The sequence below is a fragment of the Marivirga sericea genome (assembly GCF_900177665.1).
In the GTDB taxonomy this organism is placed as follows: domain Bacteria; phylum Bacteroidota; class Bacteroidia; order Cytophagales; family Cyclobacteriaceae; genus Marivirga; species Marivirga sericea.
Window position 1 is genome coordinate 404,437 of sequence record NZ_FXAW01000003.1, and the last position, 14,009, is coordinate 418,445.

A 14,009-nucleotide genomic window follows, 5' to 3' on the forward strand; every position below is an offset into this window, starting at 1 on the left:
TTTAATTCTAAAACGGAAGTAGATTTGATGATATCGAGCAGAAAGCTGTATTCAACAAAACAAAAAACACATGAAAAAAGAAAAAATAACATTTGAAGGTTTTATGGGAGATAAGCTTTCTGCTGAACTTCACTTTCCTGCAGATGACGCCCCTCATAATTATGTGATTTTTGCACATTGTTTTACGTGCAATAAAAACTTAAATGCAGTCAGAAATATAATTCTGGGAATGACTAAAAAAGGTTTTGCTGTTTTAAGTTTCGACTTCACAGGATTGGGTCAAAGTGAAGGCGATTTTGCAAACACTAATTTTTCTTCCAATGTAGAGGACCTTATCAAAGCATCAGATTACTTAGAACATAATTACCAGCCTGCTACTATGTTAGTGGGTCATTCACTAGGTGGTGCAGCAGTCTTAATGGCTGCCGCTAAGATAGCCTCTATAGCTACAATAGCAACCATCGGTGCCCCTTCTCAGCCTGATCATGTTCTTCATTTAATCGAGGACAAAAAAGAAGATATAAAAGAGAAAGGGGAAGCTGAAGTGACAATCGGAGGTCGTCCATTTAAAATAAAAAAGCAGTTCCTAGACGACTTACAAAACAAAGATAACCTCAAAAAAATTGAAGACTTGAGAAAATCCATTTTGATACTGCACTCTCCTCAAGATCGAACGGTTGAAATTTCCAATGCTGCTGCAATTTATGAAAGAGCCCATCATCCAAAAAGCTTTATTTCTTTAGACGGTGCAGATCACTTGTTAAGTAATAAAGAAGATTCGCTCTACGCCGGTGAAGTGATAGCAACTTGGGCTGATAGGTATGTTAAAAAACAAGATAAAAAGAAAATTTCAACCGACTCGCAAACTGTTGCATTCATAGGGAATAAAGAGCAGAAATACACTACTCAGATTGTGGCCGAAGGACATCATCTAATAGCAGATGAACCAGAAGATGTAGGAGGAAACAATTTCGGCACCTCTCCATATGGTTTGCTGACTTCCGCTTTAGCAGCTTGCACCGCAATTACTTTAAGAATGTATGCCAACAGAAAAGAATGGGATGTTGATGAGATCTTGGTTCACGTAGATCAAGATCAGCTATATGATAAAGATAGCAAAGACTGTGAGTCAGAGAATAGCAAAATCACATTTTTTGACAGAAGCATCGAAATAAAAGGAAGTTTAGACGAAAAGCAAAGAAAGCGATTAATTGAAATTGCCAACAAATGTCCCGTTCATAAAACACTGGAAAGCAAAATTAAAGTCGAAACAAAAGAGAAAAAAAATTGAACCACAAAAGAAATGGAAGAACACAAAAGGTTTTATGCAATGCATAAAACTGAATCCCAATAGCAACCTTAACCCGTAATAGAAAAAAACAGCTTGTATTTTCTTAGAAAAATCAAAAGACATATATTTATCTAGTAATTATTAAATATTTCAACCAAATTTTACCATTATGAGCACCCACAAAAACTTTTCTAAAGGAGTTAACCTATAAAATTAACGGGGCCGCAATTGAGGTTCATAAAGAATTAGGACCAGGCTTACTAGAGAGTGTATATCATCAATGCTTGTTATATGAATTAAAAAGTCAAAACATCAATTTTCAATCGGAACGTTTGATTGAAGTGAACTACAAAGGTTTGAACTTAGACACCAACTTAAGATGTGATTTATTAGTTGAAAATTCTATCTGCATTGAACTAAAAGCTGTTAAAGAAATCCTACCTATTCATGAAGCACAGATCATTTCGTATATGAAGCTTTTAAAAGTACCTAAAGGTATTCTCTACAACTTCAATGTATACAACCTATACAATGACGGGCAAAAAACATTTGTCAATGAATATTTTACTTCTTTGGACTAAACGAAGAAATCAGATCAGGGAAATTTATTTTTTAAAAATAATCTTGATTATTTCCTTTTGTGTTCTTTGTCCTCTTTTGTGGTAGTTAATTATTTTATTTAAAGTTCCCCACTTACCATTTCAGGTGAAACTAAAATTCTTTTCTATCTTCAAGCAAAATTTTAGCGCTCCATTATGATTTTAAATAATATTGATTGGGTAATCTTAATTGGTTTCTTAATTATTTCTTTGGGGATTGGGTTCTGGACTTCAAGAAAAAACAAAAATGCTTCCGAGTTTTTTGCCGCTGGAGGTAAAATGCCTTGGTGGCTTTTAGGCGTTTCTATGGTAGCCACTACTTTTTCTACCGATACCCCAAACCTTGTTACCGATATCGTCCGCCAAAACGGTGTTTCTGGAAACTGGGCGTGGTGGGCCTTTCTGCTTACAGGTATGCTTACAGTTTTCGTTTATGCAGGATTGTGGAAAAAATCGGGCGTACTAACCGATGTAGAATTTTATGAATTGAGATACTCGGGCAAAGCTGCTCGATTTTTAAGAGGCTTTAGAGCCATCTATTTAGGCTTTCTTTTCAATGTGATGATCATGGCCTCGGTGAGTTTAGCTGCTATCAAAATCGGAGGCGTTTTACTAGGCCTTAGTCCTGTGCAAACTGTAGTCATAGCCGGAATCATTACGGTTATTTATAGTAGCTTAGGCGGACTCAGGGGAGTCCTGTTTACTGACTTCTTACAGTTTTTCCTATCCTTGGGCGGGGCTATTGTAGCAGCCTATGTCGCCTTAAATCATCCAAAAGTCGGGGGATTAGAAAATTTATTAATACACGAAGATGTGGTCGATAAACTATCCTTTTTCCCTTCCTTCTCTAATCCTGAAATGTGGGTCATGCTCTTAATAATTCCGCTATTGGTGCAATGGTGGAGTACTTGGTATCCTGGCGCTGAGCCGGGTGGTGGTGGATATATAGCTCAGCGAATGTTTGCCGCTAAAAATGCTGACCACTCTATTAAAGCAGTATTATTTTTCAATGTTGCGCACTATGCCATACGTCCTTGGCCGTGGATTATAGTCGCATTATGCTCCATTATTGTTTTTCCCGACCTAGATAGTTTTGCCAGAGCTTTTCCAGCTGTTAACTCGGGCGTTGCAACACATGATATGGGATATCCAGCTATGCTTACATTCATTCCTGCAGGATTACTTGGTTTGGTAGTTACTTCACTGGTAGCTGCCTATATGAGCACCATTTCTACACACTTAAATTGGGGTTCCTCCTACTTAGTAAATGATGTTTACAAAAGATTCATCAACCCAGAAGCTTCTGATAGCAAGCAAGTTTTATTGGGTCGCCTACTAACAGTGATTTTAATGATATTCAGTATGCTGATGGCTTTAGTTTTAGAGAATGCCTTGCAAACCTTTGAAATTTTATTACAAATTGGTGCAGGAACAGGTTTGATTTATATTCTTCGTTGGTTCTGGTGGAGAGTAAATGCAATCAGTGAAATAGTAGCTATGGTTGTCTCCTTTTTCCTTGCACTATATTTTGCTTTTGCAGATCAGCCTTTTGGATTTGAAGAACTATTATCTTGGCAAAAATTAATCATTGGAGTGAGTATCACTACAGTAAGTTGGGTAACAGCTAGTTTTCTAACACAAAAGACAACTGATGAACAATTAGCTAATTTCTTGAACAAAGTAAACCCAGGAGGCCCAGGCTGGAGAAAAATCATAGCAAGATTATCATCTAAAGGGTTAATTAAACCTAAAACTCAAAAATGGAAAGTACCAACAGGTATCGTCTGTATGATAGCAGGAAGCATGGGTGTCTATGGCTTTCTTTTTAGCACAGGTTTATATATTTACGGTGAAGTATTTAAAGCAAGTGGTTTATTACTCTTTAGTATACTTTGCGGATTTGTGATTTTCAGATTGTATCCTAGAATTATTGCTGAGGATTGAGATTGTTTATGCATTTATCATTTTTGTTAAACATTTTATTATAATATTTATATTAATTGAATATTACAGTGAATAATTAAAACTCATAACATACCTTTTACAGTATTTTATGTAAAAATACGCATATTTACCTATTTGTTTATCTTGCTCTGATCACTACTTTTATCGGGTATTTAAATTTAAGTGACTATGAAAGTTCCTATTAAGGTTTTAACACGGGCTAGATGTGAGGAAGTAGAGCAACAGCTAAAACAATATGGAGAACAAATTCAAAATGCCATCTCCTTCATAAGAAAAGTCGAGTCAGGAGAATTAGACATCCAATTCGATTCTCATGATTCTGAAAATGAGCTTGCTCAATCTCTTTTGAGCATGCAAGCAAAAATGCGCAGGATTGCTAAAGCAGAACAAGAAAGGAATTGGGCAGCAGAAGGACTAGCGAAATTTTCAGAAATATTAAGAGAAGACAAAAATAATTTACAGGATTTTAGTTATGGCATCATTAGTAATTTAGTTAAATACCTGAAAGCCAATCAAGGTGGGTTATTCATAAAAAGCCTCCATGAAGAAGATAATAAAGAATATCTACAGTTACAGGCGGCATATGCTTACACTAAAAAGAAATATCTAGAAAAAAATGTTGAACTTAATGAAGGTTTAGTAGGACAATGTTATTTAGAGAAAGACTTTATTTACATGACCGATGTTCCACAAGATTATGTAGAAATCACATCCGGTTTGGGTGAAGCTACTCCTTCGTCAATTCTTCTATTTCCATTAAAAATTAATGAAGAAGTCTTTGGAGTGATTGAACTAGCTTCTTTTAAAGAATTTGAGCCTTATCAGATGGATTTCCTGAAAAAATTAGGCGAAAATATTGCCTCAGCAATCTCAAGTGTAAAAATAGCGGAGAAGACGAATAAGCTACTTTTTGAAGCACAGCAGCAATCAGAGGAGTTACAAGCTCAAGAAGAAGAATTGAGACAAAATATGGAAGAAATAGAGTCCACTAACGAAGAAATGAAAAGACAAAGACAGGAATTGGAGAGTAAGGATAAAGAATTGAAAAAGGTTATTGCAGAAATGGAAGCCAATGAGCTTGACATGCAAAAAGCTGAAGATAAAAATAGAAAAATAGTGAAAGACTTCCTTTTACTTCGAAAAGAAGCAAAAGCAAAAGACGAAGCTTTAGAGGTGAAGGATAATCAGCTTTCCGAATTCTGTGAAAAAATAAAAGAATTAGAATCTAAACTCAACATGCGGAAAACCGCTTAAATATTTGTTTAACTATATAAATAAACTATTATGATCGACTTATTAATCACCGAAGAAATTAAAGAAAAAATTGCTGAAAACCCTTCTGATGTGGACAACATTATCAATAGCACAAAGGAAATAGGAATTTGTATTACAAATCAAGATAAAAAGTTCGTGGCAGTCAATGACTATTATTGTGATCTCTATGGATACAAAAGAGAAGAATTAGTTGGAAACGAATTCACGATGATTGTTCCTGATGATTTCAAAGAGCAAATGAATCATCTTCATGATAAATTCATGAAAGATAAAAGGGAAATCTCTCGTGATTGGCAGGTACAAACTAGAAACGGCTTACTAAATATATCGGTAGATACTGCGTACTCAGACCAAATATACGGTGGTGGTGCTGGATATAAAATTACGTTAGTCTCTAAAGAGCTTTAATTCATTTAAACTTGACAATAGCAAAGCTATAAATACTTACATTGCTGCTGTCAAGTTTCTTCCTCTTTTTTAACCGACATCGGTTGTTTTCCAATTAATATCTGAAAGAACATTTTAAAATCAGAAGCCAAACTCCATAGTGGATAGGTAAAAGTAGCCGGCTTGTTTTTTTCAAAAAAGAAATGACCTACCCATGCAAAACCATAACCAACCACGGGAATTAGTGCTAAGCCCCAATAGGTTTGTGTAATTAAAGCCCAAGCCAATACTCCAAAAAGCAAAGCAGTCCCTGTAAAATGTAATTTTCTACATGTAGGATCTTGATGCTCTGATAGGTAATAAGGATAAAATTCTTTGAAGCTCTTATATTGTCTTTCTGCCATTTTTTTTTATATCAATATAATCAATATCCGCTAAACCTCATAAAATTTGCTCCTATGATTTTCCAAAGTGAATCTGGACTTATGCTGCCATTAAACTATATAAACGGTATGATTTTTGATTTATAAAATGAAAACTTTAAAGCCTATGAAAAATCTATCAATATTATTAAGCCTTCTTTTTATAATAAGCAGTTGCACTGTCATACGTCAAGGTGAAGTTGGTGTCAAACGTAAACTTGGTAAAATCAACCCAGATGTCTATTATGCTGGTATTTATGGGATTAATCCATTTTTTACGAAGGTGATTAAAACGCCCACAAGGACGGAAAATCTTGAACTAAACCTTAGTCTACCCAGCAAAGAAGGTTTAAGTATTCAATCTGAAATCTCAATTCTATACCGAATCAAGGAAGAAATGGCCCCAGTGATAATTGAAGACATCGGTCAAAATTATGTAAGAAATGCTATACTTCCTGTTTTCAGATCGGCTGCTTCAGATATTTCTGCAAATTTCATGGCCAAAGACATGCATTCTGGAAAAAGAAAACAAATAGAAACAGAAATCAAAGAGAGAATGACTGAGGTTTTAGCAGAGCGGGGATTCATAATTGAAGAAGTTTTAATGAAAAGTATTGAACTCCCTAGTGAATTATCCGCTGCTATAGAGCGGAAACTACAAGCAGAACAGGAATCCATGAGCATGGATTTTATATTGGAGATTGAACGAAAGGAAGCTGAAAGAAGAAGAATAGAGGCTGAAGGTAACAGGGACGCACAGAAAATTTTAGCTGAAGGTTTGAATGATGCTATCATTCAATTGAGAAGTATTGAAGCCTTTAAAGAATTGGCTAAAAGTCCGAACGCAAAAGTGATTATTACAGATGGCAAAACCCCTTTACTTATTCCTGGTAATCAATAAATTTTTCAAAAAATTCAACCCAAAAGGCTTCATAAATTTGAAGCCTTTTTTTTATAAACCACTAATATAATTTTCATACAAGCCATGGAATAAATTCCTAAATTGAAGAATACGCTAAAAAAGTTAAGATTATGAAAAAAGCTCTATTACTAATTTCAATCCTATGCTTAATAGGAGTTGTTTCATATGGTCAAGAAAAGACACCATTAGAATATATGGATGTGTTCGAATTGCAATATGTCGGAGATCCACAAATTTCCCCAGATGGTGAAAAAATAGTTTATGTACGCAATCAATTTGATGTGATGACTGATCGTAAATACACTAATTTATGGATAATTGATTTTTCAGGAGAAAATCATATGCCGCTTACCTCAGGTAAGTCAGGTTACAGTCAACCTAAATGGTCGCCCGATGGCGAAAAACTAGCTTATGTGTCCGCGGAAGAAGGCAGCGCTCAAATATTTGTTAGGTGGATGGAAACCGGCCAAACTGCATCCATCACAAATTTAACATCAGGGCCTGGTAATATAACCTGGTCGCCCGATGGCCAATATTTAGCTTTTAAAATGAGTATCCCTAAAAAACAAGAAAATTTCGGGCAGTTTCCTTCCCCACCAAAAGGTGCAGATTGGGCTTCCCCAGGAAAAGTCATAGAAGAAGTGTCTTATAAATCAGATGGTAATTTTTCATTTCTAGAACCTGCCTACAATCATGTTTTCATCGTAAATGCTGAGGGTGGAGCCCCTCGCCAACTTACTAGTGGAGACTATGATCATGCTGCTCCTTCATGGGCAGCTGATGGATCACATTTGGTTTTCTCAGCTAATCGTTCCGAAAAAGCAGACTTGGAACCCAATAATACTCATATTTTCAAAATCAATGTTGCATCAGGAGCATTAACACAATTAACAGAAGGAAAAGGTCCTCATAACAGCCCAGTGGTTTCGCCAGACGGCAAATCGATTGTCTATTTAAGCTACGAAGATCAGTTCGTAGGTTATCAGTTAGACCATGTCTTCGTTATGGATATTGAGGGTAAAAACGTAAAAGAACTCAATCATGGATTAGATAGAGATTTCAAAAATTTCACTTGGGCAACAGACAGTAAAAGTCTATTTGCTTATTATGACGACCACGGAAATGGGATACTAGCAAATCTTAAAATGAACGGAAATGCAATGGTCATCACTAAAGGAATCGGCAACGGATCTTTTGGAAGACCATATGCAGGGGGCAGTTACAGTGTAGCTAACAATGGGAAATATGTCTATACCAAGGCCAACACACAGCGTCCAGCAGAATTGACTGTTGGTCATTTCCCAACAAAAATGGCTAATAGAACGATAACAGATTTGAATGCTACCTTCCTCAAAAACAAAAATATTGGTAAGGTGGAAGAGCTTGTTTTTAATTCATCATATGATGATAAGGATGTGCAAGGCTGGATTGTTTATCCACCCGAATTCGATGAAAATAAAAAATACCCATTAATATTAGAAATTCATGGAGGCCCTCATTTAGCCTACGGCCCGCACTTTAGTCCTGAGCTACAATTAATGGCTTCAAGAGGATTTGTAGTCCTATATACCAATCCTAGAGGTAGTACCACCTATGGTGAAGAATTCGGTGGATATATCAACCATAATTATCCAAGTCAGGATTATGATGATTTAATGTCAGGAGTGGATGTGATGGTTGATAAAGGCTTTATTGACCAAGATAGACTGTACATCACTGGCGGAAGCGGTGGTGGCGTTTTAACCGCATGGAGCATTGGTAAAACAAACCGCTTTCGTGCTGCTGTGGTTAGTAAACCTGTGATCAACTGGTATAGTTTTAGTTTAACAGCTGATGGATACAATTACTACCCTCAGTATTGGTTTAACAAAAAGCCTTGGGAAGACCCTCAACAATACCTGGACCGCTCTCCTATTTCTTTGGTTGGAAATGTAAAAACTCCAACCCTCTTAGTTACGGGTGAAAATGACTATAGAACACCTATGAGTGAAACAGAACAATATTATGGCGCATTAAAACTGCAAGAAGTGGAAAGTAAAATGGTAAGAATACCGGGAACTGGACATGGCATTACGGCTAGACCAAGTAATATTATTAGACATGTAGCCTATATTACAGGCTGGTTTGAGAAATACGAATAGGTTCCTAAATTAGTCTTTTAACATAAAAACCTCATTCACATTTTATGAATGAGGTTTTTATGTAAATACTTTAAATTGTTAAAGGGAGAAAAAAATTGATTAATTAAGCTACTTTCTCTTTCGTTCCATTTAACCACTCAGGTTTAGTTATTTTTACTTCTGCATCTAATTGATTGAGCATATTATAAAGACCGAAATAGGTTCTATTTACGTATAGCCCATGCTTTGAACCCCTAGCGCCATTGCTGTTTCTCACTTCTTTCATCTTGGAAACTCGCTCGCCCATCGCATATATCTCTTCGAAGAAGGCATTATTACCAAAATTGAATACATCATATTGAAAAGGTTTGCTCAACATCCCAATCATTTCTGTAAATACACCGCTAAATATTTCTCTTTCAGCTGGAGTATCTTTTTCATGGAAAAAGTCTAAAGCTTTGAATCGCTTATCAATTTCTGATTTATCTTGCAAAAAGCCTGGCTTAAGCAATGCAAAATAATTTTCATAGAAATCGTCTGGTATTTCCTTAATACAACCAAAATCAATAATACCCATGGTGCCGTCATCCATAAACATGAAGTTTCCAGGGTGTGGGTCTGCATGAACTTGCTTCAATTCATGAAATTGAAAATTATAAAAATCCCAAAGAGCTTGACCAATTTTGTTTTTCGTTTCTTGAGATGGATTGGTTGCCAAAAATTCTTTCAAATGAACGCCATCTAACCAGTCCATGGTAATTACACGGCCGCCAGAATATTGCTCATAATATGTTGGGAAATAAAGTCCTTCAATTTTTCCCGCTAAAGCTTCAGTTATTTCTTTAGATCGTCTTAATTCTAAATCATAATCAGCTTCTTCCATTAATTTTCCTTCCACTTCGCTCATATAATGATCCAATTCCGCGTTGCTCATATTAAATAAGCGAGTGGCAAAAGGCCTAACTAGTCTCAAATCAGAACTAATGCTGTCGGCAACCCCTGGATATTGAATTTTTACTGCTAGCTTCTTCCCATCTTTGGTAGCCTGATGAACCTGCCCCATAGACGCTGCATTCACAGCATTTTTTGTGAAAGTATCAAAAATGGCGTCAGGACTTTTACCTAAAGTTTTTTGAAAAGTCTTTACCACCAAAGGATAAGACAATGGAGGTGCGCTATACTGCGACATTGTAAATTTTTCTTGATAAGCAGGAGGCAATAAGTTCCTATCCATACTTAGCATTTGAGCAACTTTCAGCGCGCTTCCTTTGAGTTCACTCAAAGATTCGTAAATATCTTCTGCATTATCTAAATCTAATTGCGAACGGTCCATACCTGGATTGAAGGCTTTCTTAGAATAATGTTTTATATAATTCCCTCCTACCCTAGCACCTGTTGAAACAAATTTACTGGCACGTTGAATTTTTGAAATTGGAATTCGGGATTGTTCTTTTCTTTCGCTCATTACTATCGGTTTTGAAATATGAATTTGGCAAAATCAAACATTGAATCTAATGGACTTTTACCCATCAAGTCATAGGCAACATTTACAGCTTTCTCAATTGCAGCATCTGTTTTTTCAAAGTCCTTACTGTCATCATTAGCCCAAAATTGAAGAATAAAGAGGGTTTGGATCCACAATCCTTCTGCATATCGATCTCCAATTACGGGTCTATCCATTATCTCTTCTGTTTCTTTCCCTTGTAATAGTAGCTCATCAACGAATTTGTAAAAATGCTTTTTGAACACTTCCAAAAAAGCAGGCTTCAAATCTCCTTTGCGCATTTCGTGCAAATCCATCATCGCATATGAGCGATTTGCTTTCAGAACTTCAATTATGGTAAAGTAAAGAGCTAATAATTTCTCTCGTGATGAATATTCTACAAAAGATTCTTCTGCGTGAAGATTTTCTATCGTTTCAGTTAAAAAATCTGCCCATATATGCTTTTTTAAAGCTTTAAAAGAATTATAATGATTATAAAAATCAACCTCTTTCATTTTTAGATCTTTGGCGAATTTATAGATAGAAGCAGGTTCTTGCCCATTTTCTAGCACAAAGTCTATATAAGCTTCTTTTATTTTTAAATCTACTGGTTTTGCTGTTTGCTTTTTTGCCATAAGTCACGTTGTAATTATGGTATTGTAACAGCCTGATAATCGGAAAGGTTTTAGGAATTAGTAAGAAATTGAATAGATCATATCTTTGTACAATACTTTTGCAGATATAACTTCAAGATTACTTTTACCAATAAATAGAAAAAGGTTTTAGGCAAATAAAAAGGAAGCACATCGACTCCCTTTGAATTATTTAAAAATACTAGTCTCTAATGCTAAGTCGGAGCCTACTATCCCTCTATACATGCCCTCAGAGTTAAAGCTAAATTCGTAATTACCAACAGCATCAACGGCAATCAACCCGCCTTCTCCCTTCATAGCCACCAATTTTTTCATAACAACCTCTTCGCAAGCTTCCTGTAATGACAAGCCCTTATATTCCATAAGGCAAGATACATCATAAGCAACTATAGCTCTCAAAAAGTATTCACCATAACCCGTGCAAGAAATGGCGCAAGTAGTATTATTTGCATAAGTCCCACTGCCAATTACAGCACTATCTCCGATTCGGCCATATTTCTTGTTGGTTAAACCACCTGTAGATGTTGCAGCAGCAAGATTTCCTTCAATATCTAAAGCTACGGCACCAACCGTTCCAAACTTCTTATCGGCATCATGATCCAACAATACTTTCCCTTCTCCTTTAGCTGCTAACCACTGCTCCTCTCTAAATCTGGTTTGGAAATATTCATCGGCCGCTTTTTCTAGTTTTCGGCTGTCGGCATATTCTATAGCTCCTTTTCCAATCAGAAAAACGAAATCGTCATCAAATAGTATTGATTTAGCTAATTGAATAGGGTTTTTTATATTCTTCACACCTGCAATTGCGCCTGCTCTTAACTTTTCACCTTCCATTATGGAGGCTTCCATTTCGTTTTGTCCACTATTAGAATATACAGAGCCTTTTCCTGCATTAAAAAGTGGACTATCTTCCAAAATACTTACTGCAACAGCTGTGGCTTCGATTGCAGTACCCTTCTTATTTAAGATATCCTTTCCTCCTTCTAAGGCTTCACGGAGTGCCTCATGGTAGGCATCTTCCTTTTCTGCAGTCATATTTTTTTTGAGTATGGTGCCAGCACCGCCATGAATGGCTAATACAAATTTCTTCATTTTTGATTAAAGTAAGTAAAACTAAATTTGAAAATTGGGTGTATAACAACTACACCCTAACGGAAAAGAAGAAATTCTCTAACTAACAGTCAAAAATGGGCTGTAGATTCTGTAATTCGAATTTTTTTACTTCCAATTGAGGAATTGGTTTTTGAGTAGAATCTGAAATTTTGAAGTGTTTTAATGTTTCCACATTCAATAATAATATTTTCCTCGATGAATGCCAAATCATTTTTTTAACACTGATGCTATTTTATATCTTCTAATTCTCTTCCTTTTGTTTCGGGCATAACGAAAATAGCCCAAAGCAATTGAACCAGCATCATTGCCGCAAAAAACCAAAAAATGACAGATGAACCGAAGGTGCTCGCAAAAAATGGAAAAACATTTGCTATAATAGCTGCAAAAAACCAATGGGTAAAGCTTCCAATGGATTGACCATGTGCCCTTAATTTATTTGGGAATATTTCAGCAATAAAAGCCCAAATTATTGAACCACTTCCTACAGCATGAGCGGCTATAAATAGAAACACAAAAAATGGTAACAAATCGGATGGAATAATGTCTCCGCTAAAACTAATGGCCATTAAACTCAAAGAAACTAAATAGCCAGCAGAGCCTAGATATAACAAAAACTTCCTTCCCATTCGATCAATCAAGTATAATCCAACCATCGTGGCAACTACATTTATCAATCCAATCCCCATAGTTGACAGTAAACCGTTTTCAGTGCTTATACCTGCTGACTCAAATATCCTTGGAGCAAAATAAATAATGGCATTGATACCAGACAATTGATTGAAAAATGCAATTAAGATCGCCATGAAAGTGAATTTGAAATATTTTTTGTTGAAAAGAGCAAAAAAACCTTCTTTACGTTCATTTTTCGCCTTTTCTCTTTCAATATTTTTGATAATAGAATCTACATTTTCAGGATCTGTCTTAGTTAAAACTATTCTAGCTTCCTCGTAGTCATTTTGATTGGCAATGAGCCACCTTGGGCTTCGTGGTAATCGAACACTTAATATGGAATATATTAATGCCGGAATAATTTCGACTGCCAGCATCCATCTCCAACTGTTATCCATATCAGCTAGGGCAATTAAGTAATTGGAGAAATACGCTATTAAAATCCCAAGTACAATATTGAATTGGAAAAGAGCCACTAACATACCTCTTTTGCCTGCTGGTGCGATTTCACTAATGTACATTGGAGCAATTACCGATGATGCTCCTACCCCTAGACCACCTATAAAACGAAAAATCATGAAAGTATATACATCAGGAGCTAAGGCTGAACCCAAAGCAGAAACAGTATAAAGTAATCCGATGAGTAAAAGCATCGGTTTCCTTCCAAATCGATTAGCGGGATAGCCTGCCGACAAAGCCCCAATTACAGTCCCATACAACGCAATAGCTATGGAAAAACCATGCATCCAATCTGAGAGATGCCAAATTTTTTGGATATCCTGTTCCGCACCTGAAATTACTGCGGTATCAAAACCGAATAGAAAGCCACCTAAAGCAGCTGTTAACGAAATGAAAAATACATATGAGTTCTTGAACATTCTTTCTTGATTCACCTAGCTTCCGCTAAAAGTAGTAAAGTAAATTGAGAATGAGAAGTAATCATTTGTTGAAGTGATCAAGCACTTTAATCTTGAATTATTGAAAAACTATTCAAATGCTTTACTGCCGATTATAGCTAACTAGCTCTCAACTTATTAAAATACTGGCATGACTTAAATAAACTACCTTCATCAGAAGAAAAGTAAATATTATTTGTTGATGAATATTATA

At 35.8% G+C, this 14,009-nt stretch carries 11 protein-coding genes and 1 pseudogene; 7 read left to right on the plus strand and 5 right to left on the minus strand.

Annotated elements, in window-relative coordinates; translation table 11 throughout:
- The first annotated feature begins 70 nt into the window (after positions 1–70).
- The 5 genes and pseudogenes from B9Y84_RS09400 (at position 71) to B9Y84_RS09420 (ending at position 5,538) form a co-directional block, all read left to right on the plus strand.
- Positions 71–1,291 carry a bifunctional alpha/beta hydrolase/OsmC family protein gene (locus B9Y84_RS09400; RefSeq protein WP_085516831.1) on the plus strand — a complete coding sequence of 407 codons (1,221 nt, stop codon included), beginning with the start codon at positions 71–73 and terminating at the stop codon, positions 1,289–1,291.
- A 206-nt stretch (positions 1,292–1,497) separates the two neighbouring features.
- A pseudogene (locus B9Y84_RS09405) lies at positions 1,498–1,872 on the plus strand (GxxExxY protein); the annotation flags it as partial.
- Between the two features lie 174 nt (positions 1,873–2,046).
- Entirely contained in the window at positions 2,047–3,834 is a 1,788-nt protein-coding gene (locus B9Y84_RS09410) for a sodium:solute symporter family protein (RefSeq protein WP_085516833.1), read from the plus strand.
- 189 nt (positions 3,835–4,023) lie between these two features.
- The gene (locus B9Y84_RS09415) at positions 4,024–5,109 is read left to right on the plus strand and encodes a GAF domain-containing protein (RefSeq protein WP_085516834.1); all 1,086 of its coding nucleotides are present in this window, start codon (positions 4,024–4,026) and stop codon (positions 5,107–5,109) included.
- Between the two features lie 30 nt (positions 5,110–5,139).
- Entirely contained in the window at positions 5,140–5,538 is a 399-nt protein-coding gene (locus tag B9Y84_RS09420) for a PAS domain-containing protein (protein WP_085516835.1), read from the plus strand.
- A gap of 50 nt (positions 5,539–5,588) precedes the next feature.
- Here B9Y84_RS09420 and B9Y84_RS09425 read toward each other — a convergent pair whose 3' ends face one another.
- Positions 5,589–5,921 carry an Mpo1-like protein gene (locus tag B9Y84_RS09425; RefSeq protein ID WP_085516836.1) on the minus strand — a complete coding sequence of 111 codons (333 nt, stop codon included), beginning with the start codon at positions 5,919–5,921 and terminating at the stop codon, positions 5,589–5,591.
- A 145-nt stretch (positions 5,922–6,066) separates the two neighbouring features.
- Here B9Y84_RS09425 and B9Y84_RS09430 point away from each other — a divergent pair, with 145 nt between their 5' ends.
- Together B9Y84_RS09430 and B9Y84_RS09435 are read left to right on the plus strand one after the other, a co-directional pair.
- Complete coding sequence (locus B9Y84_RS09430) at positions 6,067–6,840, plus strand: prohibitin family protein (RefSeq protein WP_085516938.1); 774 nt, start codon at positions 6,067–6,069, stop codon at positions 6,838–6,840.
- 131 nt (positions 6,841–6,971) lie between these two features.
- The gene (locus tag B9Y84_RS09435) at positions 6,972–9,002 is read left to right on the plus strand and encodes an alpha/beta hydrolase family protein (RefSeq protein WP_085516837.1); all 2,031 of its coding nucleotides are present in this window, start codon (positions 6,972–6,974) and stop codon (positions 9,000–9,002) included.
- A 103-nt stretch (positions 9,003–9,105) separates the two neighbouring features.
- Here the strand turns inward: B9Y84_RS09435 and B9Y84_RS09440 are convergent, their stop codons facing one another.
- The 4 genes from B9Y84_RS09440 to B9Y84_RS09455 form a co-directional block, all read right to left on the minus strand.
- Positions 9,106–10,446 (minus strand): ABC1 kinase family protein, encoded by a 1,341-nt coding sequence (locus B9Y84_RS09440; protein WP_085516838.1) that lies wholly within the window; start codon positions 10,444–10,446, stop codon positions 9,106–9,108.
- A 2-nt stretch (positions 10,447–10,448) separates the two neighbouring features.
- Positions 10,449–11,099, minus strand: a complete 651-nt coding sequence (locus tag B9Y84_RS09445) for a TetR/AcrR family transcriptional regulator (protein ID WP_085516839.1) — start codon at positions 11,097–11,099, stop codon at positions 10,449–10,451.
- Between the two features lie 186 nt (positions 11,100–11,285).
- Positions 11,286–12,209, minus strand: a complete 924-nt coding sequence (locus B9Y84_RS09450) for an isoaspartyl peptidase/L-asparaginase family protein (RefSeq protein WP_085516840.1) — start codon at positions 12,207–12,209, stop codon at positions 11,286–11,288.
- A gap of 248 nt (positions 12,210–12,457) precedes the next feature.
- Complete coding sequence (locus B9Y84_RS09455) at positions 12,458–13,777, minus strand: sugar porter family MFS transporter (RefSeq protein ID WP_085516841.1); 1,320 nt, start codon at positions 13,775–13,777, stop codon at positions 12,458–12,460.
- Between the last annotated feature and the right edge of the window lie 232 nt (positions 13,778–14,009).